Raw genomic sequence first — 26,868 nt, 5'->3', positions numbered from 1 at the left:
ATGGCCTACAAGCACCCCAACGTCGAGGCGGCGAACCGCTGGGCGCGGGATGTTGTGCGAGGCCGGAAACCCGCATGCCGATTTGTGCAGCTCGCCTGCCAGCGGCACCTGGACGACCTGGTCAAAAGCAAGTCGGCCGGGTTCCCGTACAAGTTCGATCCGAAGAAAGCCGAGAAGAAACTGGCGCTCGCGCAGCTGATGCCGCACGTAAAAGGGGAGTGGGCATTTAAGCGTCAGCTCATCACCCTGGAGCCTTGGCAGAAGTTTGGCCTGGCCGCGACGTTCGGTTGGGTCAAAAAGAAGTCTGGTCTACGTCGGTTCCGCGAAAGCTACTGGGAAGTGCCTCGCAAGAACGGCAAAAGCGTGATTGCCGCCGCAGTAGGCATCGGCATGTTCGTCGCGGACAACGAGTTCGGCGCCGAGATCTACAGCGGCGCCACCACTGAGAAACAGGCATGGGAGGTATTCCGCCCGGCCAGGTTGATGGTGAAGCGCTCGCCGATGCTGATCGAGGCCGCTGGCATCGAGGTCAACGCCTCGAACATGAGCCGGCCGGAAGATGGCGCGCGGTTTGAGGTCGTCATCGGTAACCCGGGTGACGGCGCATCGCCGAGCTGCGCGATCGTGGACGAATATCACGAGCATGACAGCGCGGCGCTCTACGAAACCATGCTCACGGGCATGGGCGCCCGCCGGCAACCGCTGATGTTCATCATCACCACCGCCGGGAGCAACATCGAAGGCCCGTGCTACGACATGCGCGGCCGTGTGGTGGAAATGCTCGAGGGCACCGTCCCGGATGACGAGTTGTTCGGCTGGGTCTGGACGATCGACGAGGGTGATGACTGGACCGACCCCAAGGTCATGGCCAAGGCCAACCCGAACATGGGGGTATCGGTTTACGAAGACTACTTGATCAGCCAGCAACAGAAGGCAATCAAGAACGCCAGCTTCCAGAACACCTTCAAAACGAAGCACCTGAACGTCTGGGTGTCGGCCCGCGAGGTGTATTTCAACATGGAAGCCTGGCGCGACTGCGCTGATCCGGGGCTGGCCATGGAAGATTTCGAAGGCAGCGAATGCCTGATGTGCCTCGACCTGGCGTCGAAGACCGACATGTGTGCCCGCATCAACCTGTTCTACCGCGTGATCGACGGCGTGCTGCACTACTACAGCGTGGCGCCGCGCTTCTACCTGCCGGATCAGACGATCCAGTACGGCACCGAGAAGTCGGTCGTAGAGCGCTACCAGAAGTGGGTGAACATGGGGCTTTTGACTTCGCACGACGGCGCCGAGGTGAGCTTCAACCAGGTGCGCGACGATCTGCTGGCAGATGCCAAAAATGTATCCCTCACCGAGATTCCGCACGACGAATGGGGCGCGTTTCAGATCGCCCAGGACTTTGAAGGGGCAGGGCACACGCCTGTGAAAATCCCCAAAACCACGAAGACCTTCTCGCCGGCAATGAAGGAAATGAACGGGGCGATCCTCAACGGTCGTTTCCACCACGACGGAAACCCGATCCTCACCTGGATGCTCGGCAACGTCACCGCGAAACCTGACGCAAACGAAAACGTCTTCCCTCGAAAGGAAAAGGCGGCGAAGAAAATCGACGGCGCTGTGGCCACGCTCATGGGCGTCAATCGGGCGATGTTGCTGTGCAACGTAGACAGCGCTGATGCCTTCCTCAACAAACCATTGAGCATGTGATGGCAGATACCGACTACAGCATTGACCTGCGCACCCGTAGCCCGTTTTGGGCGCGTATGGCGAGCTTCTTCGTCGGCGGCCGGCTTGTCACTCCAGAAAAAGGATCGCAAACCGGTCCTGTTTCAGCCTCCGGGGTGGTTGGAGAGTCGGTGGTAAACGATGAGCGCTCGCTTCAAATCTCAACAGTTTTTGCCTGTGTCCGACTGATCTCCAGCGTAACCGCGTGCCTGCCGCTGGATGTTTTTGAGACCAAAGGTGATGACAGAACAAAAGTCGGGCTGGATAACCCGCTTGCTCGATTGCTTCGGTACAGCCCCAACCAATTCATGACAGCATTCGATTTTCGCGTGGCCATGACCATGCAGCTTTGCTACTACGGCAATGCCTATGCACTGATCGAACGCAACTCTACCGGGGACATCATCAGCCTTGTTCCGCTGATGTCGGTCAACATGGACGTACGGCTGGAAGGCAAGCGCATTGTTTATAGATATCGCCGCGACAGCGAGTACGCCGATTTCAAGCAGAGCGACATTTTTCACCTGAAGGGGTTTGGCTTTAATGGCCTGGTCGGTCTGTCGCCCATTGCCTTTGGCGCAAAGACCGCCGGTGTCGCGGTGGCCATGGAAGACCAGCAGCGGGACTTCTACGCCAATGGCGCGAAGTCACCTCAGCTCCTCATGACTGACGGCAAGATTCTCAGCAAGGATCAGCGTGCGCAGCTTGAGGAGAATTTCAAGGAGATCTCCGGCGGCCCGGTCAGGAAGCGGCTGTGGATTCTCGAAGGCGGATTCACCACCCAGGCAATCGGTGTGAGTCCCCAAGATGCCGAAACAATGGCCGCCAGAAAATTTCAGGTCAGCGAACTGGCCCGCTTTTTCGGCGTGCCTCCTCACTTGGTGGGCGACGTTGAAAAGTCCACCAGTTGGGGCTCTGGCATTGAGCAGCAGAATCTCGGGTTTCTGCAGTACACCCTCGACCCATACCTCGAGATTTGGGAGACCAGCATTCAGCGCTGGCTCGTAAAACCAGCCGACGTGGGTCGCATCCACGCCGAGCACAATCGTGCTGGTCTGTTGAGCGGTGACTCGACCGCTCGCGCCAACTACATGAAGACACAAGTCGATACGGGTCTTCTGACCATCAACGAAGGCCGCCGTATTGATAACAGACCGCCGCTCCCAGGCGGCGATGTCGCCACCCGGCAGTCTCAGAACGTGCCGCTTACCCAACTTGGCCAAACGAACCCCGCACCCAGCGGGGTTTAGTTTTTTTGGAGGCTGAAATGCCGAGTATCTGCAAGACACTGGCCTTTGAGCAGGCCGCAATCAAGTTTGCCGATGGTGGCGCCCAAGGTGTTTTCGAGGGCTACGCCAGTGTGTTTGGTATCACCGATAGCGACGGCGACATTATTCAGCCTGGGGCTTTCGCAAATACCCTGAAAAGTCAGTCACGGGCTGTGGCGATGTTTTTTAATCACCGTCGAAACGAGATCCCAGTGGGCAAATGGCTTGGCCTCTCCGAAGACAGCACCGGCCTTCACGTGAAAGGTGAACTCACGCCCGGCAATCCTCAGTCTGAGGCTCTAAAGGCCGCAATGATTCATGGAACAGTCGGCGGGATGTCTGTCGGGTTCTCAGCAGCCAAGGGTGATTTCTCACAAATTGCCACCGGCTACTCGTTCACGAATGTCTCCCGCCTCAGCGAGATCAGCGTCTGCACGTTCCCTGCGAACGAGCAGGCCACGGTATCCACGCTCAAGAGCATGGATGCCATCGAAAGCATCCGCGACGCGGAAAGCTGGTTGAGGGAATCGGCCGGCCTCTCCAAGTCCGAAGCGCAGGCATTAATCGCCCGCATCAAGTCCGCAGTTCGGAGCGATTCCGAAGGTGGCGAAATCACCGCGATCCTGGATCGCCTTAAGTCCTTCCCAACTGTAGGAAAATAACCCATGTCCGAATTGGCCCAGATCCAAAAGGCAATCGAAGACGCGCAGTCGAACATGACTCAACTGTTCGATGCGCAGAAAAAGGAAATCACCGAGACCGGCGCTGTTAGCAAAAAGCTGCAGGCCGATCTCCAAACCGTTCAAGAAGAGCTAACCAAATCCGGCACTCGACTGTTCGATCTGGAGCAGAAGCTGGCTTCCGGCAACCTGGACAATCCTGACGCCAAAAAGTCGTTTGCCGAGCAGACTGCGCTCGACCTGCAAAAGTCCTGGGACGGCAAGTCCTCGGGCAAGGTGGACGTCAAGAGCTTCAACAAACAACTCGGCAGTGGTGCGGGTTCGGCTGGCGCTCTGATCGAGCCGCAACGCAACGCAGGCATCCTGATGCCAGGCCTGCGTCGGCTGACCATCCGCGACCTGTTGGCCCAAGGTCGCATCAGTTCCAACTCGCTCGAGTATGTTCGCGAGAATGTGTTCACCAACAGCGCGGCGCCGGTGGCGGAGGGCACTCTGAAGCCTGAGTCGAACCTGACTTTCACCAAGGAAACGGCGAACGTCAAAACCATTGCTCACTGGATCCAGGCGTCGCGCCAGGTGATGGATGATGCGCCGATGCTCGAATCTTACGTGAACAACCGTCTGCTGTTCGGCCTCGCCCTGGTCGAAGAAGGTCAGCTGCTGAACGGTGACGGTACCGGCGACAACCTGACCGGCCTGAACAAGGTAGCCACTGCGTACGACGCCGCCCTGAACGTCACTGGTGACACCCGTGCCGACAAGATCGCTCACGCAATCTTCCAGACCAGCGAATCCGAGTTTGAAGCCTCTGGCATCATTCTCAATCCGCGCGATTGGCACGCCATCGCGCTGCTAAAGGATGAGAACGGCCGCTACATTTTCGGCGGACCGGCTGCGTTCGCTGCCAAAGTGATGTGGGGCTTGCCGGTGGTCGCGACCAAGGCGCAGGCGCTGGGCACATTCACCGTCGGCGGTTTCGATCTGGCATCCCAGGTATGGGATCGCATGGACGCAACCGTTGAAGTCAGCCGTGAAGACCGTGACAACTTCGTCAAGAACATGCTCACCATACTCTGCGAAGAGCGCTTGGCGCTGGCTCACTACCGTCCAACTGCAATCATCACCGGTCCATTCGCAACCGCACCATAACCAGGAGACGGGGCAGGCAACTGCCCCGGTTTCACGATGATTAAAATTCGCGCACTGCGGCAGTTCTCGCACTACCACGCCGGAAACTTCGACCAGTTCGAAGTTCGTGAAGTGAAGGACGAATACGCCGAAGCTTTGGTCGGGATGGAGTTGGCAGAAGTGGTCGAGGATGAGCAGGCATCTGAAACGGTACCCACCACGACCACAAAATCGAAGAAAAAGGAGAGCTGAAATGGTGGCGATAGATGCGCTGGCCGTGGTCCAGATTGAAACGTTGCGCCTTCAGTGCGAGATCGATCATGAGGATCACGACCTGCTGCTTCGTCAGTACTGCCAGGCTGCGTTGGATTACTGCTTGTTCACTTGCGATGACCCGTTGATCGACACGCCGGATAAGGTGCCGGCTCGCATGATCCAGGCAGTTCTTATGCTGGTCGCGCATTGGTTCGCGAATCGCGAAGCAGTGGTGACCGGCACCATTACGGCGCAGGTCCCACTGTCTGTTGAAAGCCTGCTTTTCACCTGCAGAAACTTCTACGGTGCCGCGCTTCCGGAGGCTTGATTATGCGAGCTGGCCTACTGCGGCATCGAATCATCATTCAGGAGCCAGTGCTGGTTCAGGACCCCGAAAGCGGGGAAATGATTCAAGGCTGGCAAGATCGCTGGGTCAAGGTTCCTGCCAAATTCGAATTCGTGAACAGCCGTGAATTGCTGGCGGCGCAAGCCATACAGTCGGTGGTCACGGCAAAAATTACGATCAGGCATCGGGACGGTGTCGTTGCGAGCATGCGTGGGATTCACCGTGGTCGCATCTGGAATTTTACAGCGCCCATGACCGATAACGACTCTGGCTTGGATTACCTGGTGATCCCGGTATCGGCGGAGGTGAACGATGGCTGACTGGGTGAGCTACAAGCTGACCGGCGCCGATGAGTTGTCGGCCAAGTTCCGGGAGTTGTCCCAGGGCATGCGCACCAAGGTGGCGGTGCCGGCGGCAAAAGATGCGATGGCATTGGTCATGATCGACGCAAAGGATCGCGCTGACCGAATCGACGACCCGGAAACCAGAAACCAAATCTCCAGCAACATTGCGATGATCGAACAGAAGAAGCTCGGTGAGGAGCTGGGGGCGGCCATCGTCTCGGTCGGGGTGAAGAAGTCGAGGTCAGGCCAGCGCGGCGGCAACACCTTCTACTGGTGGTATGTCGAGCTTGGCACTGAGCATTCGGCGGCCTTTCCCTTCATGCGCGGTGCATTGGCGAGCAAGCGCGAGGAAGTTTTCAAGGAGTTCCTCAGCTCGGCCAAATACCAGTTGATCAAGTTGGGGGCGAACTGATGGCTGCACCAATCTTCAAAGTTTGCGCTGCGGCACCGGCGGTGACCGCCTTACTCGGCGCATTACCCACGCGAATCTATCCATTTGGTGAGGCGCCTCAAGGCGTGGCCAAGCCCTATGCGGTCTGGCAGGTCATCAGCGGTTCACCGATCAACTACGTCAGCGGCCGGCCCGATACCGACCGATACGGGCTGCAGGTCGATGTGTACGCCGATACCGGCGCCGTGGCCGAGCAAGTCGCTGCTGCGATCCGCAGCGCGATCGAACCACAGGCCCATGTCACCGGATTCAATGCCGATGGCCGAGACCCAGCCACGAAAAACTATCGCAAGAGTTTCGATGTTGCCTGGCTGGTGAGTCTGTAGCCGGAAACCAGAAAGAACTACCCGCTTCGGCGGGTTTTTTTATGCCCGTCCAACAGTGATTTTCCAAGAAAATCGGGGAGTATCAATTGACCATTAAAACCCAAGGCACCGATCTGTATGCGATCGATCCGGCGACCAAAACCATCCTCGAGGTCGGCTGTTTCACCTCGCTGGACGGCATCGACACCACGATCGCGCAGATTGAAACGACCTGCCTGAACTCCAAGGCCCGTACCTACGAGGCTGGTTTGGCTGAGCCAGGTTCGGCGTCGTTCGGCATCAACATCGACCCGCAGAATCCTGCCCACATCCGTTTGCATCAACTGAAGACCGCCGGTACCAGCTTGGTCTGGGCTGTTGGTCTTTCGGATGGTCGAGTCATCAACAGTGCGGGCGAGGAAGTTGGTATTCCGCCAACCGTAAGCGCCATCGGCGGGCTCTCTGCGTTGAATCTCACCAATCCCGGCACCGGCTACACCACTGCTCCAACCGTGGCCCTCACCGGCGGCGGCGGTACTGGCGCAACGGCGACCGCCACCGTATCCGCTGGCAAGGTCACGGGCCTCACCATCACCAACGCAGGATCCGGCTACACCAGCGCTCCAACTGTCGCGTTCACCGGTGGTGGCGGTACCGGTGCAGCGGCAACAGCAGTGGTAAATAACGAAGTCGATTTCAACCTGCCAACTACTCGCACCTGGATCACCTTCGAGGGCTACATGAACAGCTTCCCGTTCAGTTTCGCGCTGAACGACGTGGTGAAGTCGACCGTCGGCATTCAAGTGTCTGGCGATCCTGTTCTGGTACCGAAAGTCATCACCCCGTAAGGAAGCCCCATGGACCTCAGTATCAACGCACTGAAAGCCGCCGGCGCCTTTGTCGCGGCGCCGGTAAAGAAAGACATCGCCTGGCACGCCGACGGAAAGCTGCAGGAGGCGACGATCTACGTCCGCCAGGACTCTTTCCATACGCTGACAAAGCGTTGGGAGGAACAGCGTGAAGGCGCGGAAGCCACGGCGATTCGCATTGCCGCCAGTGTCTGCAATCAAGCCGGCGAGCCGGTCTTCACGCTTGAGGACATCCTCGGCTCCGAAGCATCCGGCCATGGCCCGCTCACAGCTGAGCTGACCATCGTTTTGCTGGCCGCTATTCAGCAAGCGAACGGTGTTGGCAAGGATGACGCAGAAAAAAAATAGAGCCCGCCGATGAGTTCTGGCATGAGCTGGTGCTCAACGGCATTGGCGGGCGATCAATAGCTGAAGCGAAGGCCAGCCTCACGTATCCCGAGGCTATTTCGTGGATGGCGTACGTCAGACAAACCGGCTCGCTGAATCTCGGCAAGCGCATAGAGCAGGGTTTTGCCTTGCTTGCGACGATCCTCAACCGGGTCAATGGCGGTTCGGCTGAGTTTTCCGACTTCCTACCCGATCGAGAGCCCAGGCCTGAACCGGCTGAAGCAACGGCGGACGACATCATGCGGCTGCTGCAGTCGGTTAAGAGGTGATTTATGGCGGTTGATTCACTTGGCCAACTGACGGTCGACCTGGTAGCGAACACCGGCGGCTTCGAAAAAGGTATGGACCGGGCGCAACGCGCGCTCAAGTCAGCGACCAAGGAAGCTGCCTATCAGGCTGGCCAGCTGGATAAGTTGGTCGGCCAGATTGACCCAGTGGTTGCGGCCTACGGTCGTCTGGACAAAATGGAAGACCAGTTGCGCGCACACCGCGCGGCCGGGCGCTTGGATGATGCCGACTTCAAAGATTATCTCTCCAAGCTGGCAGAGCAGCGTAATGCCCTGACCCAAACCGACGCGATCATGCAGAAGGGCGGACAGTCGGCGAAAGCCTTTGCTGCAAACTTGCGTAACGTTCCGGCGCAGTTCACGGACATCGCTGTTTCGTTGCAAGCCGGCCAGAGCCCGCTGACGGTATTCCTGCAACAAGGCGGTCAGCTCAAGGACATGTTCGGCGGTATTGGTCCGGCGGCCAAGGCCTTGGGCGGGTATGTGCTCGGGCTGGTGAATCCGTTCACTGTCGCCGCCGTGGCGGGCGCGGTACTGGCTCTGGCATACAAGCAAGGCTCTGATGAGGCGACCGCTTTTCGCACCTCGTTGATCCTGACTGGTGGGGCGTCAGGTGCGACCGTCGATTCACTGGGTAGCCTCGCGAGGACAGTTAGCGTCACCACTGGCACCGTCAGTGCTGCCGCTGAAGTTCTGGCGCGACTGGCAGCCTCGGGCAAAATCCCGGTCGAAAGCTTCGACAGCATTGCCGTCGCCGCGCTGAGGATGCAGGAAGCCACCGGCAAGGCAGCCACTGACACTGTTGCCGACTTCGAAAAGCTGGCCAAGGATCCGGCCAAAGCGTCAAAAGATCTGAATGACCAACTCGGTTACCTCACCGCCAGTACCTACGCGCAAATTGCCGCGCTGGAACAGCAGGGAGACCGCCAGGCGGCCGCGAACCTTGCGGAGTCGACCTACGCTGAGGCACTGAAATCCCGGGCCGACAAGATCATCGACAACCTTGGCCTGGTCGAATCTGCTTGGCACCTGGTGAAACAGGCCGCGAAGGAGGGGTGGGATTCCATCCTCGATATCGGTCGTGAGTCGACGCTTGATCAAAAGCTGAAGACCCTGCGCGAGCAGATGCAGGACATGACGCGCGACGGCCGAAACGCTGCCGTTGAGGATCCTTTTCGCTACGATCAAAACGTCAAAGACACCACGAATATTCTGGTTCAGAAGGCAGAAGACGAACGCCGGGCGAAAGCCAAGGCGCAGATGCTTGTGCTCGACAAACAGTCCATCGACTCCCAGGAGGCGCTCAACCAATCGCTCAAGGACACCGCGCCGAATGCTGAAAAGCTGAGGCTCCGCTATGCCGAGATCGAAAAGCAGGTTGAGTCAGCCCGGCAGAAGGGAAAGTTTTATTCCGAGGAGCAGGTCAATCAGTTACGCGACGCGGCAGCCAAGCAGTACGCAGATCCGAAGGCGCCAAAGCCGCCAAAGGAAAAGGCGTACACCGAAGATGCCGGCATGCGCATGCTCGACAGTCTCCGCGAGCAGAACGCCGCTCTGCAGGCTCAGGATGCCACCTCTCAAAAGTTGAACCAGTCCCAGCAGGCGCTGGCGAAATGGGAACAACAGATCGCCGACATCAAGACCAAGCAGGTTTTGACGGCTGATCAAAAGTCGTTGTTGTCCAATGAGGCGCTGATAACCGCGCAACTCAAACGAAATGCCACACTCGAAACGGAAGTGGACCTTCGGAAAAAGGCCACCGAAGAGGCGAAGAAGCTGCTGGCGTTCCAGGAGAATTTGAGCAGCCAGCTTTCCAGCGCGCAAACCGGCCTCAGCAACAGCCTGGCGGGCCAGGGTCTCGGCGATCAACAAAAGCAGCGCCTGCAAGAGCAGCTGAGTATTCAGCAGTCCTACCAGTCGCAGCTGGATCGTCTGGAGTCGCAGCACAACAAGGGTCAGATCAGCGACAGCCTGTACTCGCAGGAAACGAGTGCTTTGCAATCTGCACTTGATCAGCGCATGACCATGCAAACCAAGTACTACGACGATCTGGATGCAGCGCAGTCTGATTGGTCGCTGGGTGCGAGCTCGGCGTATCAAAACTATATGGACAGTGCCAGCAACGTCGCGGCGCAGAGCAAAAGCCTGTTCACCAACGCGTTCAGCTCGATGGAAGATGCGATCGTCAACTTCGCCATGACCGGGAAGTTGTCGTTTGCTGATTTCGCCAAATCAGTTCTGTCTGACATGGCTCGTATCGCGGTGCGGCAGGCTAGCTCGTCTGCGTTGAGTGGGATCTTCGGAGTGGCTGCTTCTGCTGCAGGTTCTTACTTCGGTGGTGGCGCCCAGAACGTCGGCTCTGCAGCATCGACCAGCGGGTACTCCACCACTGGCTACGCCGGTGCTTATGGCTTCGATGATGGCGGGTATACCGGCAACGGTGGCAAGCACGAACCGGCCGGCATCGTCCACGGTGGCGAGGTGGTCATCCGTAAGGATGTGGTTGATCGGCCGGGGATGAAAGACTACCTGGTGAGCTTGAACAAGCGTGGCTATGCCGATGGCGGGTATGTCGGACTTGCTGCTGGCTCGGGACCTACGAGCGATGGCGGGTCTGCGCAAAGTCAGTCAACAACACGTAACGGCACAGTTGCCCAATACAACATGACGTTCTACGTGGACGCCAGTGAGGGAGCTCTGCCCGATCCAGCGAAATTGGCAAAAGCCGTCGAAACCGTAACGAGGCAGGTAATCGCTCAAGAGCGCCGTAATGGCGGGCAACTTAGTAAATAAGGAGGAATCATGCTGGAGTTCACATGGCTGGCCAGCTATGACGCCGCCAAAACCGTTACTCCGAACGCCAAGGTCATCAAGTTTGGTGACGGCTACGAGCAACGACAGGCATCCGGCATCAACCGCAAGCCTCGGCAGTTTTCACTTACCTTCACACGCAAGATCGTTGAAATCGACGCCATCGAAGGATTCCTATCCGCCAGAGGGGCCGTCGAGGCCTTTAAATACATCCACCCCGGCCAATCTGCCGGGGTTTTTGTTTGCCGTGAGTGGAAGCGCACCGATATTTCCTTCGGTGTGCATGGGCTGGCAGCCAACTTCGATGAGGTATTCGAATGAGTGCTCTACAGGGCCAGCTGTCGCTGGCGACCGGGCTGACGATCTGGGAAGGCTTCGAGCTGGTGCTGCCTGACCAGACGCTCCGTTTTCACGCCGGGACCAACGAACTGTTGGGGTCGGTCATCTGGCAGGGGAACGTCTACACGCCATGGCCTATCAAGGCTCAGGAGTTCGCCACGCCCAGTCAGGGGTCGCCGGCCCGGCCAAAACTTCAGGTCGGCAATTTTGGCGGGAACGTTTCGGCGCTGTGCAGGCAGTACGAAGACCTACTCGGCGTGAAGCTCAAGCGCCGCCGCACAATGGTCAAGTACCTGGATTCGGTGAACTTCGCTCAGCGCAACTATCTGTTGTGGTCGGAAGATGCAACGCAAGCGGTGTGGACGAAGTCGGGCGTCACCGCATCGCTGCCAGCGCTGACTGATCCATATGGATCGCAGGTCAGCCAGCTGGTCGAAGGGGCGGGCACCACTCACCAACTTCGACAAGTTGGAACGGCCTTCCCTGGCGAGTATTACACCGTGTCGGCCGTGGTCAAACTGCGCGACGCAAACCGGCCCCAAGTGCGTATTCGCCTGGCTGATAACATTGGCTTCCGTGCTGATAACTACATGAATCTGCAAACTGGGCTGACGCTAGCCGCAGCAAGCCAAGACCGGGGCCTGCTGGATCTTGGCGGCGGATCTTATCTGATCTGGTGCTCTGGCCTTTTAGACCCCGCGGCAATCTCGTTCGATTTCCGAGTCATACCGCGCGACTCTTCAGGAAGTGAAACATATGCGGGCGATGGGGCTAGCGGCGTATACGTCTCAAGCATGCAGGTAACCAGGTCGCGTGGATTGCTGGCTTACCAGAAGACCGGTGCCAGCTGGAACCCATCTGCAAACCCGGCCGAGGAGTATCCGGTTGAAACGTGGATCATCACGCGCAAGGCCAACGAAACACCGGCTGCGATTGAGTTCGAACTCGGCTCGCCGCTCGACCTGCAGGGTGTGAAACTGCCGCGCCGGCAAGTGGTCGCCGGCACTTGCCTGTGGGCTTACCGATCGGGGGAGTGCGGATATGGTGGCGGCCCGGTGGCCGACTATGCCAACCGGCCGACCAGCGATATCAGCAAGGATCAGTGCAGTCGTTCCATGATCGGCTGCAAGCTGCGCTTCGGCGAAAATGGTGAGCTTCCTTTCGGTGGCTTCCCAGGCATCGCCCGCGTTCCGAGGCTTTAACCATGATCGAACTATTCAGCAAGTGCCGGGCTGACGCCGAAGCGCATGCCCGTGCCGAGTGCCCGCGTGAAGCCGTGGGCCTGGTCGTCAGCGTGCGCGGCAAGCCGTCGTATGTGCCGTGCCGCAATCAGTCCGAAGAGCCCGACCATTTCATCCTGCACCCAGAAGACTACGCCGCCGCCGAAGACCTGGGCGACATCATTGCCGTCGTGCATTCGCACCCGGATGCCGGTCCCGAGCCGAGCCTGCATGACATCGCCAGTCACGCGGCCAGCCGCATGGCTTGGTGGATTGTCGGGCTCCAGGATGGCGCCGCTACCTGGCACGTAATGCCGCCCGCCGGTGAAATGCCGCTCGAAGGCCGGGTCTTCGTCCACGGCGTGATCGACTGTTACACCCTAGTTCGCGACTACTACCGACAGGAACTCGACATCGAGCTGATGGATTTCTACCGCAAGGATGATTGGTGGCACAACGGCGAGAATCTGTACGTCGACAACTTCGCCAAGGCCGGTTTCGTTCCGGTCGATACGCCGGAGCGCGGTGATCTAATCGTCATGGCGATCGGCAGCCCGACTCCGTGCCATGGCGCGATCTGGCTGGACGGTGATGTCCTGCTTCACCATCTATATGGGCGCCTGAGTTGCCGCGAGGTCTACGGCCGCGCCTACCGTGAGTGCACGACGCATATCATGCGCTACCAGCGATAGGCTCTGTATTTGTGCGCATCCGGCCTGTTAGAGTCGCCAAAATACAGGGAGGGAGTGACATGAAACTGTTCATTGGGGCTTTGGGGTTGATCGCGCTGGCTGGGTGCGTTACATCGCCAGTCCCAGCGGAAAAAGCAAAGCCAGTGCCGGCCGATCGTGCTTTATTGCTCCAGAACAAGCCAACTGTGCCGTATGGAACGATACTCGTAACACGCGATACCGGCTTCTTGGGTGGAGGATGCTTCCTGGCTGTCCATGTTGATGGGCAACTTGCAGCGAGGATCGATACTGGCGAGGTAGTAAGCTTTTTTGTTCCTGTTGGCGACCACCTTGTTGGCATGGGGGGCGACAAAAGTGGCGGCGGAATGTGTAGCTGGACAGACATGCTCAAAGAGCAATCAGTCAGTTTGACAAATAGCCAGACCAAGCGATTTCGTATCGGCGGCGACTCACAGGCAGGGCTGGATATCAGGCCCAGCTCTTTTTAACTCAGATAGCTTACAAACCGCCCCCGGGCGGTTTTTTATTGCCCGGAGAAAAGCATGTCTGCTCCCAATAACCAACCAATTACCACCATCAAACTGTCCGGCAGCCTGGCTCAGAAATTTGGCAGAAAGCATGAGAAATTGCTCGAAGGTGGCACCGCCAATGAGGTGTTCGGCGCGCTAAGGAACACCGTTGAAGGTTTTACGGATGAGATCATGCGACTGTCGCGCCTGGGCATACGTTTCGCCATCTTCCGTAACCGCGAGAATATCGGGGCGGGTGAGTTCGCCTTGAGCGGTACGAGGGAAATTCGCATTGTTCCCATCATTGCAGGCAGTAAGAATAGCGGCTTGTTCCAGACTGTAATGGGAGTTGCACTGATCGTGGTTGGCGCCGCGATCAACTACTTCTCCGGCGGCGCCCTGGCGTGGATTGGTACGCCAATGATGCAGGTCGGCATCGCCATGACGCTTGGCGGGGTCGCCCAGATGCTGACGCCAACACCGTCATCGAAGGCAGGAAGTCAGCAAGAGCAGGCCAGCACCGAAAACAAACCGAGCTACCTGTTCAACGGCGCATTCAACTCGACGCAGCAGGGGCTCCCTGTGCCTGTTGTTTACGGCCAGATGCTGGTCGGCTCCAGCGTTATCGCAGTCGGCACCTGGTCGGAGGCTCTACCGGTATGAGCGAAGTAATTATCGGTAGTAAGGGGGGCGGGAAGGGCGGCGGAAGCAGTAGCGGCGGCAGCTCCGTACGTGCCGCCGTAGAGGCGCCGGATAGCCTGCGCTCGCGTCAGCATGTGCGGGTACTGCATGCAATCTGCGAGGGGGAGATTGATGGCATCGTCGGCGGCAACCAAGGGATTTTCTTCGACGATGTTCCACTGCAGAACTCCGATAGCAGCTACAACTTTTCCAGCGTTAGCATCGATACGCGCACCGGTACCCAGTGGCAGGGCTATATGCCGATCACCGGACTTGAGGCTGAGCAGTCGGTTGGTGTCGAGCTGAAGGCATGGGTCGCCATCGAGCGCGCCATCACCGATACAGACGCTGATGCGGTGCGGCTGACGGTCAGCGTGCCGCAGCTGACTGAGCAGAACACGTCGACCGGCGACACCAATGGTTCTTCCGCCGTGTTCCGCGTTGAGGGCAAGCTAGGATCGGGCGGATGGTATCTGCTGTGCACCGACATTTGGATTAGTGGCAAGACGATGTCTCGCACGCAGTTTTCCTACTACCTGCGCCTTCCTGCATCCGGCGGCCTACCGCGTTATGTCCGGCTCACTCGACTGTCTGGCGATTCGCCCAGCGCGGCGATCCAAAATCGCACCTTCTTCGACAGCATGACCCTGCTGTGGGATGAGAAGCTGCGCTATCCGAATACCGCGCTGTGTGGCGTCAGTATCGATGCGCAGCAGTTCTCCAGTATTCCGCGCATGGCGTTCATGGTGCGCGGCCTAAAGGTTCTAGTTCCAAGCAACTACAACCCTGCAACGCGCACGTACAGCGGCTCATGGAATGGCTCGTTTAAGCGCGCATGGTCTGATAATCCGGCCTGGGTCTGGTACGACATGCTGACCAATACCCGCTATGGGTTGGGTGGATTGCTCGACACGGCGCTGGTCGATAAGTGGTCGCTGTACAACATCGCTCAGTATTGCGACGCGATGGTTCCGAATGGATACGGCGGCTGGGAGCCGCGCTTTACCTGCAACCTCGCGCTGACCACTCAGCAGGACGCCTGGAAGTTGGTAAACGACATGGTTTCCGTGTTCCGCGCTATTTGCTTTTGGGCAGGCGGCACGCTAACAGCGGTGCAGGACGCGCCGCGCTCCAGCCGATACCTGTTCAATAACGCCAACGTAGTCGGTGGCGACTTCAGCTACCAGTCCGTTTCCTCCGACCAGCGATTTAACGTCGCCGCCGTCACCTGGAACGACCCAAACCAGCAATATAAGCAGACGGTCGAAGTGGTCGAGCGCCCCGAGCTCATCGTGAAGTGGGGGCGTATCCAGCAGAGCGACGTTGTTGCCATCGGTTGCAGCTCGCGTGGTCAGGCGCGACGCCTGGGGCGCTGGCTGCTGTACGCTGAGTCTGAGGCCGTAACGTTTGCCGTAGGTGCGGACGGCGCAATTCCGCTTCCGGGCGACATCATCGACGTCGCTGATGCCAATCGGGCCGGTGCACGTAATGGCGGGCGACTGCTGGCAGGGAGCACGGCTTCAACCCTGCTGTTGGATGCTCCTATCGGTATGGCGGGTGCGGGCGTTGTTGGCGTGGTCATGCGTGATGGCAGTTATGCCAGTGCGAATGTCACGGTGTCGGTCGGCGCGACACAGATCAAAGTATCGCCACCGCTGGCCTCTGCACCTCTGGCCTCTGCTCCATGGGTGTTCTCAACAGCGGCGCTGGATACGCAGAAGTTTCGCGTCGTCAGCATCAGCGAGGGCGACGACGGAACGTATGCGATCAGCGCCGTAGCGTTCGACCCGGACAAGTTCAATGAGGTCGAGTACGGCACGCCGGACGTCGACAACCCGACCAGTATCGTTAACCTGGCCAAGCCTGATCCAGTTGGTCAGCTGACATTCTTCGAGTCGCTCTATGACACCGGTACTGGTCTGGCTGCCGCACGACTGTCGGTCAGCTGGACCCAGCCGGCGCGGGCGATGCGCTATCAGATCGAGGTAATGAGGCCGGGAGGAAACTGGGAGTATGTCGGGGAGGTCTCGACGCCCAGTATCGACTTCGACTCTGCATCATCGGGCCTGTGGTCGGTTCGCGTTACGCCGAAATCGGCCCTTGGCCTTTCCGGTCCGGCTTCCATTCAAACCTATACCGCTCAGGCACTGCTGGCGCCGCCATCGGCTCTGGCTGGGCTGAGGTTGGACGTCATCAGTAGCGTAGCAACGCTGGCGTGGGATCCCGTTCCAGAGCTGGACGTGAAGCTTGGCGGCAGCATCGAAGTTCGTCATGCGCGCAACACCGCTGCTACCTGGGACGCTGCTTTGCCCCTAATCGAGGTGGCGGGGCGCTCTACGTCGTCAGTAGTTGCATTGCTGCCGGGCAAGTACCTGGCAAGAGCAGTCGATTCGTCGGGCATTGGCGGTCCTATCACCGAGGTCTGGTCAGATGCTCAGGTGCCTCTACCGGCCAACGTGATGCTGACCATCACCGAGTCGCCTGATTTCACGGGGGTAGCAGTCAATGCAGTAGCCACCAGCGGGCTCCTTAAACTCTCTGGCGCCGGACTTCTGGACGACATGACGGATATCGATGCGCTGATCTCGGAAGTCGATAAATTCGGCGGCTCGCTGCTGTCCGCGTCCTATCGTTTTGCGGCACCGGCTGACCTTGGCCACGTCTATGACTGCCGACTGACCGCTGATGTAGAGGCTGCGATCTACGACGACGGCACCTACATCGATCCGGTACTGGATTTTGATTCGCTGATCAGCATCGATGGCGACCCGCCAAACGGCGCATCGCTGTCGCTGTGGGTGCGTACATCAGACGTTTCCCCAGCAGTGTGGTCGGCATGGAAACCTTTTGTGGTTGGCGACTATCGCGCTCGCCAGTTCGATTTTGAGCTGCGCGGGTCAGTACCGCAGACCACCAACTGGATCGACGTTTCCAAGCTTGAGGTCGTTATCGACATGCCCGATCGCATTGATAGCGGCAATGACCTTGCCGTGCCTGCTGGGGGCCTGATTATCAGCTATTCACCACCGTTTGCCGCGCCTCCAGCTATCAGCCTGACGGCGCAAGGGTTGTCGCCTGGTGACTGGCTCGACGTTTCAGGCAAGAGCGCAGCCGGATTCACTGTGTTCATCCGCAATGCCAGCGGAGTAGCCCAGTCGGGCCGCTCGATTGACTACATCGCAAAAGGATACTGATATGTCGCAACATGATATGGAAATTGCAAACGGCCCCGGATTGACGTTTCGAGCGGACATGAACGCCGCATTGAAGGCGCTCGTATCGCTGAGTAGTGGGCCAGCAATGCCAAACCCCACATACCCGTGCCAGGAGTGGGCGGATACTGGCACTAACCGACTATGGCAGCGAAACATCGCCAACACGTTATGGATCGACCGTGGGCCGCTTGACTCAGCAGCGGCTACCTTGGCTGACCTGGGGCTCACTATCGCGACCCAGGCGCAAGCGGAAGCAGGCACCGACAACGTCCTGCCAATGACAGCGCTGCGAGTGCGCCAGGCAACTGGCAACCTCATCAACGGCACCCCGCTTACCGCGAATGCCACGCTGACCTTCAGCCAGCGCGGACTGGTGTTATTTGACGCCAGCGCCGGAAACCGGACCTTTACGCTACCGGCGTCTAACGCGGCCCTAGGCGTGACTGACTTCATTGTTCGCCGCGTTGATAACACCGGTAACCGCCTTGTCGTCCAAGCGTCAGGGACCGACAAAATCAAGTTCCACACGCACTTGAATACCGCGGGCTACCCCTTCCTAGTCCTCATGGGAGCGGGGGACTGGTGGCATTTGCGCAGTGATGGGGCGGGTGGCTGGTGGCCTGTCGGTCGCTTCGACAGCACACCGCTTGGACGGCCGCTGCTTGAAACCACGACCGTGTTTAATCCGGGCGGTTACGGCGCTGTAAGCGGTGCGCTATGGCTCCGGGCAGAATGGCCGTGGTTGTGGGACCACGCCCAGCAGTCGGGAATGCTGACCACGGAAGCTGCTCGCGCCGGCATGGAGGGTGGATGGACCACGGGCGATGGCTCGACAAACTTCCGCGGCCCTGAAGCGCGCGGCGAGTTCTGGCAGGTTCTGGATGAGGGTCGCGGAGTTGATCCGAGTCGCGCTGCGGGTAGCTGGAAGGCTTCCGATAACAAGGCGCACTCCCACTCGTATGGCTCTGCGACCTTCTTCACTACAGCAACTGGCGGCGGGTCCACTACAGTGGCCGCCTGGTCTAATGGCAATACAGGGCTAACTGGCGGCTCTGATGCCCGTCCTCGCGGTATGGCCTACCCTGGCCGACTCAAACTAATCTGAGGTGTTTTATGTCCATTTATATGTTCGATACGCTGGGCATTTTGTTCGGGCCGGTATCGCTGCCTGAAGTGCCTGGGCTGGGCTGTCAGTTGCCAAGCAATGCCATTGAGTTGGCCGACCTGTTGCCGGCCGCCGATCCGGGCAATGTATGGGTGCTCGTTAACGGATCGCCTGCACAGCTTGCCGATCACCGCGGCACGGTCTACAGCACGGCCACCGGGGCCGCGGATGAGTGGCGCGAGCCTGGCGAGATCCCCAGCGGATACACGTTGATTCCTTGCCCTGGCGCGCACTACGTCTGGAGTGGCACCGAGTGGCTGCTGGATGCCGCTGCGGTCGCTCAGGCTCAGTGCAATTTGCTGATGGCGGAAGCCAATCAAGCTACTGCTGGCATGGCAGATGCCTACATTGCTGGCTTGTTGGATGCGGCCGACATGGCGACCTTCAAGGCTTATGCGGTCTATAAGCTGGCGCTGAGCAAGATCGCCCAGCAGTCAGGCTACCCGACCACTATTGACTGGCCGACCCTGACCTAACCGAGACCACAACTCCAATGCCCGCCAAGTGCGGGTTTATTTTTGCCTGGAGAAAAGTATGCCTGTCACCGAAAAAGATCGAGACATTCTCGCCCGCACTTTGTGGGGGGAAGCTCGCGGAGAAAGTCTTGCCGGCCAGATCGCCGTAGCCTGGACCATTCGCAATCGCGTGGATGATGGAAAAACCAAATCGTGGTGGGGCGAGGGCTATTCTGGTGTGTGCCAGAAGCCGTACCAGTTCAGCTGTTGGAACAAGAACGATCCGAACTTCGCCTACCTGAGTGGCGCGAAGTCGATCCCGTTCCGCGAGCTGGCCCAAGCACAGATCGCTGCTGACCAGGTGATGGCTGGAAAAATCTCAGATCCCACCGGCGGTGCCACGCACTACTATGCGACCACCATGCCGAAGGCTCCGGACTGGGCGGCAAAGGCCAAACAGACGCTGAAGCTCGGGCGCCATGTGTTCTTTAAGGATGTGCCATGAGTTCCGCCGCGTGGCGGCTCGCCGGTATAGGTTTCGCGCTGCTCCTGCTGTTAGCCGCTGGCGTCGGCGGCGGTGCTTGGTTCGCTGCTGGTCACTATCGGCCGCTACTCGATACCGCGAATAATGAACTATCCACCGCCAAGGCCGCCCGCTCCAACCTGGAGGCACTGGCAGGCGAGCAGGGCAGGAAGCTCGGCGAGTTGGTGTTGGCCGGTGAGTTGCGGGAGCGAGAAGCAACTTTGGCGCAGGCCCAGGCCAAGAAAGAGGCCCAGCCAGATTACGCTGCAGCCAATCGCCTGATGGGGGAGCGGACCGGCGGCGATCCGGCTCAGGCGGTTGCATCAATCATCGATCAGGAGTTGGGGTTATGAGGTTGCTGCTGATGGGGTTGGTGGCGTTGCTGGCAGGGTGCACGACCAAGGCGCCCGAGGTGCGCAGTGTGCGAATGGAGGTGCCGGTGCTGGTGCCATGCAAGACTCAGGAGGTGGCGGTGCCGCCTTGGGCAGCGGCCAGCCTGAAGAGGGCCGATCCGCTGGAGGTGAAGGTGCGGGCGTTATTGGCGGAGCGTCGGCAGCGAATAGGTTACGAAAAACAGCTGGCGGCCGCGGTCAGCGCGTGTAAATGATCGCTAGTTTAAGAGCTTAGTGATCGGAGCAGCGTCGTCAAATCCTAGCCGCAGGTCTCTGACCAACCACAGTGCATTCTCGATATCATCCTCCGTGAAGGACAGCGGGCTGGTAACTTTTCCTGCCAACGCCAGCGCCAGCAGAGCCGTAAATACTGGCTCTGGGCGAGTGCTCTGAGCCCGCTTCGTGATTTCCCGGCAGATTGCAATCTTCACTTTGTCGTTGATGCTTTTGTCCACATCCAGCTCGACGCTAAACCAATATTCAGCGTCATTTACCTGTTTCTTGATGGACTCTTGGGGCATGTTACTTTCCTTTGGTTGGGCCGAGCTTCGAACATGGTGGCAATCGGCCGCTTTTTCAACTTCGAGCTGGAGAAAATGTATGGCCGCGCCCTAATAGCCGGGCTTGCCTGTGATTCATTGACCTCAGTCTAGGCAGTCGAGTGCCTTCGCCTAGGGGCTGATTAGCTGATGGATGCCGTTCACCAGTATCAGCTGCGGGCTCTTGGCGGTGACTTAGAAACGCTTCATTGATGGAGTGATTTTGGTCGGCAGGACGCCGGAGGTGAGAGTTACTACGGGAATTTCTTCCCCAAAACGCAACCGTTTGGACCAACGTTGATTAGGTTTAAAAGAGTCGCAAAAGACAGTGTTTTTGGTGTCTGGTTTGTAGCTCAAGGCCTTGATAATAAAGGCCTTGTTTAGTTTTTATACGGCATCCAGGCTTTGACACCGCAAAGTCATTCCGGCGTCAGCAGTACCGCGAGCGCCATCTTGACGAACTCTTCGTTCTTGTCGATCGTTTCCAAGGCACCACGCACATTGCCACCGACCTCGGTTGCTCCACGTTGCTCGACCCAAAGCGTAAGCTCCATGATGGCAGCCTCTAGGGCGAGCTGGTTTTCGTTGATCTTGAAGAGCAGGGAAGGGAGCAGGTCTGAGTTTGGCATTACTGTCCTAATAGCTGTTTTCACTGGATCGAAAGATGGACGCCAAATCTCATTTAAAACGATAATGACGCTTTCTATGCAGCGTCCTGTTGGAGTTCGGTTTCGATTACTTTGAAAACGTCTTTGACATTTTTGACTTGCGCCTCAGCTTCGGCAGCAGTCACATGCAAATGGAAGAAGTAATCGGAGCGAACTCTCATTGCATGTAGGGCGTGCATCCGAGCACCTATCCTACGAATGGTTTTCTGCTTGTCTTTATCGTCGCAAATGAAACGGCTAAGAGTGTCTGACAGATTTATATGCGTACCACCTTTCATATTCGCAACGCCAAGAGACAGAGTCTCGTCAGCCAGGAATAGAACTTCGTGAAACGCACTGTAGTAGGATCGACTGATTATTATGCGGTGCTCGGTTTCGCCAAGTTCCGTATTGTTAAGTAGTACATCCGACCATTCCAAAAAACAACTACTGGTTATTGGCATGTGCGTAGTCCTTTTTCACTACAGATATTTCCGAATCTTGTTCGTCTTGGCCTGTATAAGGTACAAATATAAAAGCAATGTCCCTCAATACGTGACCCGCATCGACGTCAATGACTCTATCACAGAAAGTCAAGTTCATTTCTGAGATAAAATCACTTTCCCCCGATATTTCAGCATAAAAGGTAAGCTGCGAGCCTCCATACATGCCAGTGCGCTTAAAGTATCCGGACTTAATAAGTAGATCGTTTTCTATAAAGATACTTTCTGCGGTACGATGTAACTTGTTGGCGTCATCATCTGCTATCCCTAGCTCAATAAATAGTTCAGAGAGTTTAAGGGTTCTAATGACGTCAACGTTTTTGTTCAGAAACTCAAGATCAACTTTTTGTGAGTTTCTATCCAGTGCGTTAGTGAAATCGCTAGGACGGAAAATCATTTGCGCCGTTTCGGCCAAATCAATCATAACGCTAGTGCACTCATCGCCATAATCAGCGGCTATAAGGTAATGTTGATGAGCTGCATTGGTCATTCGAAACTTTGCAAGTGAATGGCCGTAATTGTGGTGCATATTTGCGTCGTTTGGAGCGTAAGCGAGAATCTGCTCAAAAGTTTCGATAGCTTTTTGAGCATTTTTCTCGATGGTGTAGAGGATCCCATTGCAAAGCAATGCAGCCATCGAATCAACCTTCTCAAGCTTTCCAATTTCTCGGCGTAGTCGACTGGCTGTGAATGGATCGGGCTGGGTGCTCGACAGGGAAAATACGTTGAGCTCTTCCAACACCGTGTCGCAGATTGTCTTTGCTACCGCCATCAGCCGCTCCTGGCTTTAATTTTGGTGTGATGCTGGGGTACAGAATGCATTGAAGTATATAGAAACGAACGGTAGCGCGCTCTTAAAGTTGGCGCAACCGACGGCCAAGCATCCCTGCTGTCCTAGCCGGGCCTCTGTGTCAGTGGCATGTTGTGCGCAAAACCTCCGCGCCAGGCCACGGTTTACCGTTTGCATAAACACAAAAAAGCGGGTGTTTTGGCAACCTGAAAATGGTTTATATTCTTTTTAAAACAACGGGTTAGGTCGCTACAGGCCCCAGCATGGGGTGCTAGGGGTCGAGTGTTCGAATCACTCCGTCCCGACCATATTTATCAGTAACTTAGCCGAACTCTAGCCAGTTCGGCTTTTTTACGCGTAGGGACTTTTGCGGGGGATCATCCCGTTTTTCTCCTCAAGATGGTCAGTGCCGGTCCACGCGAATCGGTTGCTGATACTGCCTTTCTATCATGCCTCGCTCAGACTCCCATCGTTATCAGGAGCTCTAGGACTTGAGGTCGTGTCAGCTGGTGCTTCTCCGGGAGTTCATCGAGCAGGCTAATCACTGTTTTCGAGAGCGCAAACATAAGTAGTTCTTGGTGGTTGCTGCTAATAGGGTCCCGTAGAGAAAGTGGGGATAACCGATTTTTTTGCAGCCACTCGCAAGGTGCACATCTCTGCAAACGCCACATTCCACCTCTCTCAGGATAATTCAGAGGAGATGGATCGGTACTTCCATCGCGTCAGTTATCTGCAAGGCGGCTACCAAGGACTACGGCAGTCGATGCCGGGCATTTGGTTGCAGCAGGGACTGAGCGACCGCATCGCCGCTGCAGCCAGAACGTGCCTTCCCGCAGCGACGTCATCTTTGATACCGATCCTGATCGGCTGGGTGCTCACCTCGCTACTCGTTCGGCGCTGTGCTTCGGCTTCTTCTGTCTATTGATCGTCGGGTTGGGGCTTTTCGCCGTGAGTGAGGCTTCGGAGTTAAACGAGGCAGCGGTGAGTGGACAATTCCTTACCGCAGCGGTGCCTCATTTAGTGAATCTACTGATCCCGGACTTGGATCGGCTGTCATGAAATGAAAATCTGCTGTCGTTCAATGAGAAGCGTGCGAGTGAGAACCTCGATATAAATGCCCGCGGATCGACTGTGCATGGCGAAAATTGTTGTGCGCTGACGCGCGTGATCGTCCAGTGGGGCTTTGACCACATTCCGCTTCGGGGTGGTGGGATCACATCGCTTGGGTCTTGCAGTCGTTTGAGCGCTTTTGCGACTGCGGCATTCAGATTTTGTTTCATCGATCAAATCGCTTGTCGTGATGCTCCCCGCATATGTCAACGCTGTCAGGGGCTACTCACCATGACCTTCCTTCCGCCAACTAGCGCACCGATTCGAACCAAGAGTGGTCATGAGCAATAATCTCGATGTTACTGCCAAGGCTGTTGTGCTGGTGGTGGACGATGCGCCGCTGAATCTCAGACTCATGAATGACGTGTTGGAACACGCCTATACCGTCAGGGTCGCATCAAACGGTGCTCGTGCCATTGCCATCGCGCAGTCGAGCGCCCCGCCTGACCTGATCTTGCTCGATATCATGATGCCGGGCATGGACGGCTATGACGTCTGTCGACAACTCAAGGCCGATCCGCGAAGTTGCTCTATCCCGGTGATCTTTCTCACGGCGAAAACCGATACGGGCAGTGAGCAAATTGGATTTGAATTGGGGGCGGTCGATTACATCACCAAACCTATCAGTCCGCCGATCCTGCTGGCGCGCCTTGAGACCCACCTGACCCTGAAGGCTGCAGCCGACTTTCTGCGCGAGCAAAACGACTTCCTGGAGCAGGAAGTGGCGAACCGCACCGCAGAGATGCAGGTCGTCCAGGATGTCGCCATTCTTGTGGTGACCTCGCTGGCGGGAACCCGCGACAACGAAACCGCGAACCATATCCTGCGCACCCAGCTCTACGTCAAGGCATTGGCCGAGAAGCTGCAAACCCATCCGCGCTTCGCCGCCGTACTCAACACGCAAAACATCGAGCAATTATATAAGTCCGCACCGCTGCACGACATCGGCAAGGTCGGTCTCCCGGACCACATTCTGCTCAATGCGGATCGACTCTCCCCGGATGAATTCGAGGTGATGAAAACGCATACCACGCTCGGCCGGGATGCGATCGAACAAGCCGAACGCCGGCTTGGGGCGACCGTACCGTTTCTGCAACTCGCCAAGGAAATCGCCTACTCGCATCAAGAAAAATGGGACGGCAGCGGGTACCCGGACGGTCTGCAAGGCGACGCCATTCCGGTATCCGCACGGCTGATGGCGGTGGCGGATGCCTACGACGGACTGATCAGTCGTCGTGACCTTTACACGCCAGCAATGACGCACGAGCAAGCGATGGCGCAACTACAGGAAGGCCACGGCACCCATTTCGATCCTGACATGTTAGAGGCCTTTGTCGACATTCAGGATACGTGTTGTGCCATTGCCGAGCGCTATGCCGACACCGACGACGATCTGCAACGGGAGCGCATACGACTCCAACCCTTCCTCTCACACTCGACGAATACCAAATAGGCGCAAAATGGAACTCAAAGACATGCACGTCCTGGTGGTCGATGACATGGCGGTTATGCGCCTGGCTAACGTCGGCCAATTGCGTACGTTCGGCGTGACTAACGTTGATACGGTCAACAACGGCAAGGAGGCGCTGGACTATATACGCAACCGGCGCTTGAAAGGCCTGCGCCTGGATCTGGTGCTGTCGGATTGGAACATGCCGGTCATGACCGGACTGGATTTGCTACAGGCCGTGCGCGGTGACGCAAAACTCGCGCACCTGCCGCTTATCATGGTGACGGGGGAATCCGACCGCGAGCAGGTTGAACAGGCTATCGCCGCCGGCGTTTCCGAACTGCTGCTCAAGCCTTACAGTCCGCAAAAATTGCGCGAAAAAATCATCAGGGCCTTATTGCGTGCGCGGCGCCTTGGCGAGTCGGCAAATGCGCCGACGCCGGATGCAGTACAGGCAGTTGCGCCAGTTGTATCTCCCGCACCGCTCAAGCGCCCAACCGGTAGTGCAAGGCAGCCCACTATTCTGGTGGTGGACGACACGCCGGACAACCTGCGCTTGATGTCGGGGCTGTTCGACGATCAGTACCGGGTGCGCATTGCCCACAACGGTCAAAAGGCTTTGACGATCTGCACCTCGGACGATCCGCCGGACCTGGTCCTGCTGGACGTGATGATGCCGGACATGGACGGCTTCGAGGTGGCGCAACGTATGCGCGAGCATCCGACCAGTGAAACGATCCCCATCATATTTGTCACCGCACTTGACGACCTGAAGTCCCGGCATCGCGGCCTCGATTTGGGCGCGATGGATTTCGTCCGCAAGCCGATTGACCCGAACGAACTGCAGTTGCGGGTGCGCAATTTCATGCGTTACATCGAACTGCACAAGCAGCGCCAGGCCCATTACGACGACATGTTGAGCGCCGCACGCCTGCGTGAAGACATCGACCGCATGCTTCGGCATGACATCAAAGGGCCGCTGGCAGGCGTTATCGGCCTGACGCGCCAAATGCTCGACGGCCAGTTGCTGACCAACTCGCAAAAAGAAAAGTTGACCCTGATCGAAGACACCGTTGCGCAAGTCCTCGGCACCATCGATCTTTCGGCCGAAATGTTCAAGATCGAAACCGGTCGTTACCAGCCACAACCGCAACCGGTGCCGCTGGGCGATCTGTTGCATCAAGTCGCCGACCTGGCTCGCGCTACCTTCGCCTCCAGGAACGTCGCGCTGTCAGTCGATACGGATACCGGGCCGGGCACCGAGCAGCCGATGGCCCAGGGTGACCCCAAGCTGTGTCTTTCCGCCTTACACAACCTGATAAAAAATGCCTGCGAGGCAGCGCCGAGTGGCAGCAGGGTCGACGTGAAGCTACATGATCGCAGCCCGTTGGTGGTAACGATCGAGAACAAGGGCACGGTGCCACTGGGCATGCGCGATTTGCTGTTCACCAAGGGGGCCACCAGCAAGCGCGGCGGTAGTGGACTGGGAACCTATTCGGCCAAGCTGCTGATCGAAGCGCAAGGCGGAACCATTAGTTTGGAAACCTTCGATGATGACAATCGCACGGTCGTCAGTGTCGCTCTACCACGCTAAGCGCTGAACCTGATGGCCAGCCAGTGCTGGGCCAATTCATTCGCCGATCCTGGGATATCTGCCACCGACCGTTTACGAACGGAGTATGCGAGGTGTCTGGAATTAGTTGACCACTACAAAGCAGCTTGCAGGCTTTTATGGCTGCTTCGACCAAGTTCCGGGTCAACGCTCATATGCCTTTTCCC

Annotated in this window: 30 protein-coding genes; 26 read left to right on the top strand and 4 right to left on the bottom strand. The window is 57.6% G+C overall.

What is annotated here, in order from left to right:
* From AC1MDT_RS12280 to AC1MDT_RS12165, 24 genes are all read left to right on the top strand, one after another.
* Nucleotides 1-1,710: a terminase large subunit gene (locus tag AC1MDT_RS12280; protein WP_480422259.1), complete on the top strand. Its 1,710-nt coding sequence runs from the start codon at nt 1-3 to the stop codon at nt 1,708-1,710.
* Nucleotides 1,710-2,978 carry a phage portal protein gene (locus AC1MDT_RS12275; protein WP_480422258.1) on the top strand — a complete coding sequence of 423 codons (1,269 nt, stop codon included), beginning with the start codon at nt 1,710-1,712 and terminating at the stop codon, nt 2,976-2,978. Before AC1MDT_RS12280 ends, AC1MDT_RS12275 begins: the two co-directional genes overlap by 1 nt.
* Before the next feature lie 17 nt (nt 2,979-2,995).
* Nucleotides 2,996-3,658, top strand: a complete 663-nt coding sequence (locus AC1MDT_RS12270; RefSeq protein ID WP_480422257.1) for an HK97 family phage prohead protease — start codon at nt 2,996-2,998, stop codon at nt 3,656-3,658.
* A 3-nt stretch (nt 3,659-3,661) separates the two neighbouring features.
* Nucleotides 3,662-4,825: a phage major capsid protein gene (locus tag AC1MDT_RS12265; RefSeq protein ID WP_480422256.1), complete on the top strand. Its 1,164-nt coding sequence runs from the start codon at nt 3,662-3,664 to the stop codon at nt 4,823-4,825.
* A 36-nt stretch (nt 4,826-4,861) separates the two neighbouring features.
* On the top strand, nt 4,862-5,056 hold the full coding sequence (locus tag AC1MDT_RS12260; protein WP_480422255.1) for a hypothetical protein: 195 nt from the start codon (nt 4,862-4,864) through the stop codon (nt 5,054-5,056).
* A gap of 1 nt (nt 5,057) precedes the next feature.
* Entirely contained in the window at nt 5,058-5,387 is a 330-nt protein-coding gene (locus tag AC1MDT_RS12255) for a head-tail connector protein (RefSeq protein WP_480422254.1), read from the top strand.
* Nucleotides 5,388-5,389: 2 nt separating this feature from the next.
* The gene (locus AC1MDT_RS12250; protein ID WP_480422253.1) at nt 5,390-5,725 is read left to right on the top strand and encodes a phage head closure protein; all 336 of its coding nucleotides are present in this window, start codon (nt 5,390-5,392) and stop codon (nt 5,723-5,725) included.
* Nucleotides 5,718-6,161, top strand: a complete 444-nt coding sequence (locus AC1MDT_RS12245; RefSeq protein WP_480422252.1) for an HK97-gp10 family putative phage morphogenesis protein — start codon at nt 5,718-5,720, stop codon at nt 6,159-6,161. The genes AC1MDT_RS12250 and AC1MDT_RS12245 overlap by 8 nt, the downstream gene beginning before the upstream one ends.
* Entirely contained in the window at nt 6,161-6,526 is a 366-nt protein-coding gene (locus AC1MDT_RS12240) for a DUF3168 domain-containing protein (RefSeq protein ID WP_480422251.1), read from the top strand. The genes AC1MDT_RS12245 and AC1MDT_RS12240 overlap by 1 nt, the downstream gene beginning before the upstream one ends.
* Nucleotides 6,527-6,612: 86 nt before the next feature.
* A complete protein-coding gene (locus tag AC1MDT_RS12235; protein WP_480422250.1) occupies nt 6,613-7,353 on the top strand; it encodes a phage tail tube protein in 741 nt (246 codons plus the stop codon).
* A gap of 9 nt (nt 7,354-7,362) precedes the next feature.
* Nucleotides 7,363-7,722, top strand: coding sequence for a phage tail assembly chaperone family protein, TAC (locus AC1MDT_RS12230; RefSeq protein ID WP_480422249.1), 360 nt, complete (start codon nt 7,363-7,365; stop codon nt 7,720-7,722).
* A 29-nt stretch (nt 7,723-7,751) separates the two neighbouring features.
* Nucleotides 7,752-8,030 carry a phage tail assembly protein T gene (locus AC1MDT_RS12225; RefSeq protein WP_480422248.1) on the top strand — a complete coding sequence of 93 codons (279 nt, stop codon included), beginning with the start codon at nt 7,752-7,754 and terminating at the stop codon, nt 8,028-8,030.
* Between the two features lie 195 nt (nt 8,031-8,225).
* Nucleotides 8,226-10,841: a phage tail tape measure protein gene (locus tag AC1MDT_RS12220; protein ID WP_480422247.1), complete on the top strand. Its 2,616-nt coding sequence runs from the start codon at nt 8,226-8,228 to the stop codon at nt 10,839-10,841.
* Between the two features lie 9 nt (nt 10,842-10,850).
* The gene (locus AC1MDT_RS12215; protein ID WP_480422246.1) at nt 10,851-11,180 is read left to right on the top strand and encodes a phage tail protein; all 330 of its coding nucleotides are present in this window, start codon (nt 10,851-10,853) and stop codon (nt 11,178-11,180) included.
* Complete coding sequence (locus AC1MDT_RS12210) at nt 11,177-12,400, top strand: phage minor tail protein L (RefSeq protein WP_480422245.1); 1,224 nt, start codon at nt 11,177-11,179, stop codon at nt 12,398-12,400. The genes AC1MDT_RS12215 and AC1MDT_RS12210 overlap by 4 nt, the downstream gene beginning before the upstream one ends.
* Before the next feature lie 2 nt (nt 12,401-12,402).
* Entirely contained in the window at nt 12,403-13,110 is a 708-nt protein-coding gene (locus AC1MDT_RS12205) for a C40 family peptidase (protein WP_480422244.1), read from the top strand.
* Nucleotides 13,111-13,169: 59 nt separating this feature from the next.
* Nucleotides 13,170-13,598 (top strand): hypothetical protein, encoded by a 429-nt coding sequence (locus AC1MDT_RS12200; RefSeq protein ID WP_480422243.1) that lies wholly within the window; start codon nt 13,170-13,172, stop codon nt 13,596-13,598.
* 54 nt (nt 13,599-13,652) lie between these two features.
* Nucleotides 13,653-14,282 (top strand): tail assembly protein, encoded by a 630-nt coding sequence (locus tag AC1MDT_RS12195; protein ID WP_480422242.1) that lies wholly within the window; start codon nt 13,653-13,655, stop codon nt 14,280-14,282.
* Nucleotides 14,279-17,494, top strand: coding sequence for a TipJ family phage tail tip protein (locus AC1MDT_RS12190; RefSeq protein ID WP_480422241.1), 3,216 nt, complete (start codon nt 14,279-14,281; stop codon nt 17,492-17,494). The genes AC1MDT_RS12195 and AC1MDT_RS12190 overlap by 4 nt, the downstream gene beginning before the upstream one ends.
* Before the next feature lie 106 nt (nt 17,495-17,600).
* Nucleotides 17,601-18,620 (top strand): phage tail protein, encoded by a 1,020-nt coding sequence (locus AC1MDT_RS12185; protein ID WP_480422240.1) that lies wholly within the window; start codon nt 17,601-17,603, stop codon nt 18,618-18,620.
* Between the two features lie 8 nt (nt 18,621-18,628).
* Nucleotides 18,629-19,156, top strand: a complete 528-nt coding sequence (locus AC1MDT_RS12180) for a tail fiber assembly protein (protein ID WP_480422239.1) — start codon at nt 18,629-18,631, stop codon at nt 19,154-19,156.
* 58 nt (nt 19,157-19,214) lie between these two features.
* Nucleotides 19,215-19,640, top strand: a complete 426-nt coding sequence (locus AC1MDT_RS12175) for a cell wall hydrolase (protein WP_480422238.1) — start codon at nt 19,215-19,217, stop codon at nt 19,638-19,640.
* Nucleotides 19,637-20,011 (top strand): hypothetical protein, encoded by a 375-nt coding sequence (locus AC1MDT_RS12170; protein WP_480422237.1) that lies wholly within the window; start codon nt 19,637-19,639, stop codon nt 20,009-20,011. The genes AC1MDT_RS12175 and AC1MDT_RS12170 overlap by 4 nt, the downstream gene beginning before the upstream one ends.
* Entirely contained in the window at nt 20,008-20,265 is a 258-nt protein-coding gene (locus tag AC1MDT_RS12165; RefSeq protein ID WP_480422236.1) for a hypothetical protein, read from the top strand. The genes AC1MDT_RS12170 and AC1MDT_RS12165 overlap by 4 nt, the downstream gene beginning before the upstream one ends.
* Nucleotides 20,266-20,268: 3 nt before the next feature.
* On the opposite strand, the gene AC1MDT_RS12160 is transcribed toward AC1MDT_RS12165, so the two are convergent.
* From AC1MDT_RS12160 to AC1MDT_RS12145, 4 genes are all read right to left on the bottom strand, one after another.
* On the bottom strand, nt 20,269-20,571 hold the full coding sequence (locus AC1MDT_RS12160) for a hypothetical protein (RefSeq protein ID WP_480422235.1): 303 nt from the start codon (nt 20,569-20,571) through the stop codon (nt 20,269-20,271).
* A gap of 437 nt (nt 20,572-21,008) precedes the next feature.
* Complete coding sequence (locus tag AC1MDT_RS12155) at nt 21,009-21,218, bottom strand: hypothetical protein (protein WP_480422234.1); 210 nt, start codon at nt 21,216-21,218, stop codon at nt 21,009-21,011.
* A 74-nt stretch (nt 21,219-21,292) separates the two neighbouring features.
* A complete protein-coding gene (locus tag AC1MDT_RS12150; RefSeq protein WP_480422233.1) occupies nt 21,293-21,700 on the bottom strand; it encodes a hypothetical protein in 408 nt (135 codons plus the stop codon).
* Nucleotides 21,684-22,511: a tetratricopeptide repeat protein gene (locus tag AC1MDT_RS12145; protein WP_480422232.1), complete on the bottom strand. Its 828-nt coding sequence runs from the start codon at nt 22,509-22,511 to the stop codon at nt 21,684-21,686. Before AC1MDT_RS12145 ends, AC1MDT_RS12150 begins: the two co-directional genes overlap by 17 nt.
* Nucleotides 22,512-23,919: 1,408 nt before the next feature.
* Between AC1MDT_RS12145 and AC1MDT_RS12140 the strand changes: the two genes are divergently transcribed.
* Both AC1MDT_RS12140 and AC1MDT_RS12135 read left to right on the top strand, forming a co-directional pair.
* On the top strand, nt 23,920-25,092 hold the full coding sequence (locus tag AC1MDT_RS12140; RefSeq protein ID WP_480422231.1) for a response regulator: 1,173 nt from the start codon (nt 23,920-23,922) through the stop codon (nt 25,090-25,092).
* Between the two features lie 7 nt (nt 25,093-25,099).
* Nucleotides 25,100-26,683: an ATP-binding response regulator gene (locus AC1MDT_RS12135; RefSeq protein ID WP_480422230.1), complete on the top strand. Its 1,584-nt coding sequence runs from the start codon at nt 25,100-25,102 to the stop codon at nt 26,681-26,683.
* The last annotated feature ends 185 nt before the right edge of the window (nt 26,684-26,868 follow it).

It is taken from the genome of Pseudomonas sp. ASL7, from assembly GCF_056680375.1.
This window is presented reverse-complemented; position numbering and strand designations above follow the sequence as displayed.

Coding starts and splice junctions, on each gene's coding strand:
- AC1MDT_RS12280 (WP_480422259.1), top strand. CDS start 1: ATGGCCTACAAGCACCCCAACGTCGAGGCGGCGAACCGCTGGGCGCGG.
- AC1MDT_RS12275 (WP_480422258.1), top strand. CDS start 1,710: ATGGCAGATACCGACTACAGCATTGACCTGCGCACCCGTAGCCCGTTT.
- AC1MDT_RS12270 (WP_480422257.1), top strand. CDS start 2,996: ATGCCGAGTATCTGCAAGACACTGGCCTTTGAGCAGGCCGCAATCAAG.
- AC1MDT_RS12265 (WP_480422256.1), top strand. CDS start 3,662: ATGTCCGAATTGGCCCAGATCCAAAAGGCAATCGAAGACGCGCAGTCG.
- AC1MDT_RS12260 (WP_480422255.1), top strand. CDS start 4,862: ATGATTAAAATTCGCGCACTGCGGCAGTTCTCGCACTACCACGCCGGA.
- AC1MDT_RS12255 (WP_480422254.1), top strand. CDS start 5,058: ATGGTGGCGATAGATGCGCTGGCCGTGGTCCAGATTGAAACGTTGCGC.
- AC1MDT_RS12250 (WP_480422253.1), top strand. CDS start 5,390: ATGCGAGCTGGCCTACTGCGGCATCGAATCATCATTCAGGAGCCAGTG.
- AC1MDT_RS12245 (WP_480422252.1), top strand. CDS start 5,718: ATGGCTGACTGGGTGAGCTACAAGCTGACCGGCGCCGATGAGTTGTCG.
- AC1MDT_RS12240 (WP_480422251.1), top strand. CDS start 6,161: ATGGCTGCACCAATCTTCAAAGTTTGCGCTGCGGCACCGGCGGTGACC.
- AC1MDT_RS12230 (WP_480422249.1), top strand. CDS start 7,363: ATGGACCTCAGTATCAACGCACTGAAAGCCGCCGGCGCCTTTGTCGCG.
- AC1MDT_RS12220 (WP_480422247.1), top strand. CDS start 8,226: ATGGAAGACCAGTTGCGCGCACACCGCGCGGCCGGGCGCTTGGATGAT.
- AC1MDT_RS12215 (WP_480422246.1), top strand. CDS start 10,851: ATGCTGGAGTTCACATGGCTGGCCAGCTATGACGCCGCCAAAACCGTT.
- AC1MDT_RS12210 (WP_480422245.1), top strand. CDS start 11,177: ATGAGTGCTCTACAGGGCCAGCTGTCGCTGGCGACCGGGCTGACGATC.
- AC1MDT_RS12205 (WP_480422244.1), top strand. CDS start 12,403: ATGATCGAACTATTCAGCAAGTGCCGGGCTGACGCCGAAGCGCATGCC.
- AC1MDT_RS12200 (WP_480422243.1), top strand. CDS start 13,170: ATGAAACTGTTCATTGGGGCTTTGGGGTTGATCGCGCTGGCTGGGTGC.
- AC1MDT_RS12195 (WP_480422242.1), top strand. CDS start 13,653: ATGTCTGCTCCCAATAACCAACCAATTACCACCATCAAACTGTCCGGC.
- AC1MDT_RS12190 (WP_480422241.1), top strand. CDS start 14,279: ATGAGCGAAGTAATTATCGGTAGTAAGGGGGGCGGGAAGGGCGGCGGA.
- AC1MDT_RS12185 (WP_480422240.1), top strand. CDS start 17,601: ATGCCAAACCCCACATACCCGTGCCAGGAGTGGGCGGATACTGGCACT.
- AC1MDT_RS12180 (WP_480422239.1), top strand. CDS start 18,629: ATGTCCATTTATATGTTCGATACGCTGGGCATTTTGTTCGGGCCGGTA.
- AC1MDT_RS12175 (WP_480422238.1), top strand. CDS start 19,215: ATGCCTGTCACCGAAAAAGATCGAGACATTCTCGCCCGCACTTTGTGG.
- AC1MDT_RS12170 (WP_480422237.1), top strand. CDS start 19,637: ATGAGTTCCGCCGCGTGGCGGCTCGCCGGTATAGGTTTCGCGCTGCTC.
- AC1MDT_RS12165 (WP_480422236.1), top strand. CDS start 20,008: ATGAGGTTGCTGCTGATGGGGTTGGTGGCGTTGCTGGCAGGGTGCACG.
- AC1MDT_RS12160 (WP_480422235.1), bottom strand. CDS start 20,571: ATGCCCCAAGAGTCCATCAAGAAACAGGTAAATGACGCTGAATATTGG.
- AC1MDT_RS12155 (WP_480422234.1), bottom strand. CDS start 21,218: ATGCCAAACTCAGACCTGCTCCCTTCCCTGCTCTTCAAGATCAACGAA.
- AC1MDT_RS12150 (WP_480422233.1), bottom strand. CDS start 21,700: ATGCCAATAACCAGTAGTTGTTTTTTGGAATGGTCGGATGTACTACTT.
- AC1MDT_RS12145 (WP_480422232.1), bottom strand. CDS start 22,511: ATGGCGGTAGCAAAGACAATCTGCGACACGGTGTTGGAAGAGCTCAAC.
- AC1MDT_RS12140 (WP_480422231.1), top strand. CDS start 23,920: ATGAGCAATAATCTCGATGTTACTGCCAAGGCTGTTGTGCTGGTGGTG.
- AC1MDT_RS12135 (WP_480422230.1), top strand. CDS start 25,100: ATGGAACTCAAAGACATGCACGTCCTGGTGGTCGATGACATGGCGGTT.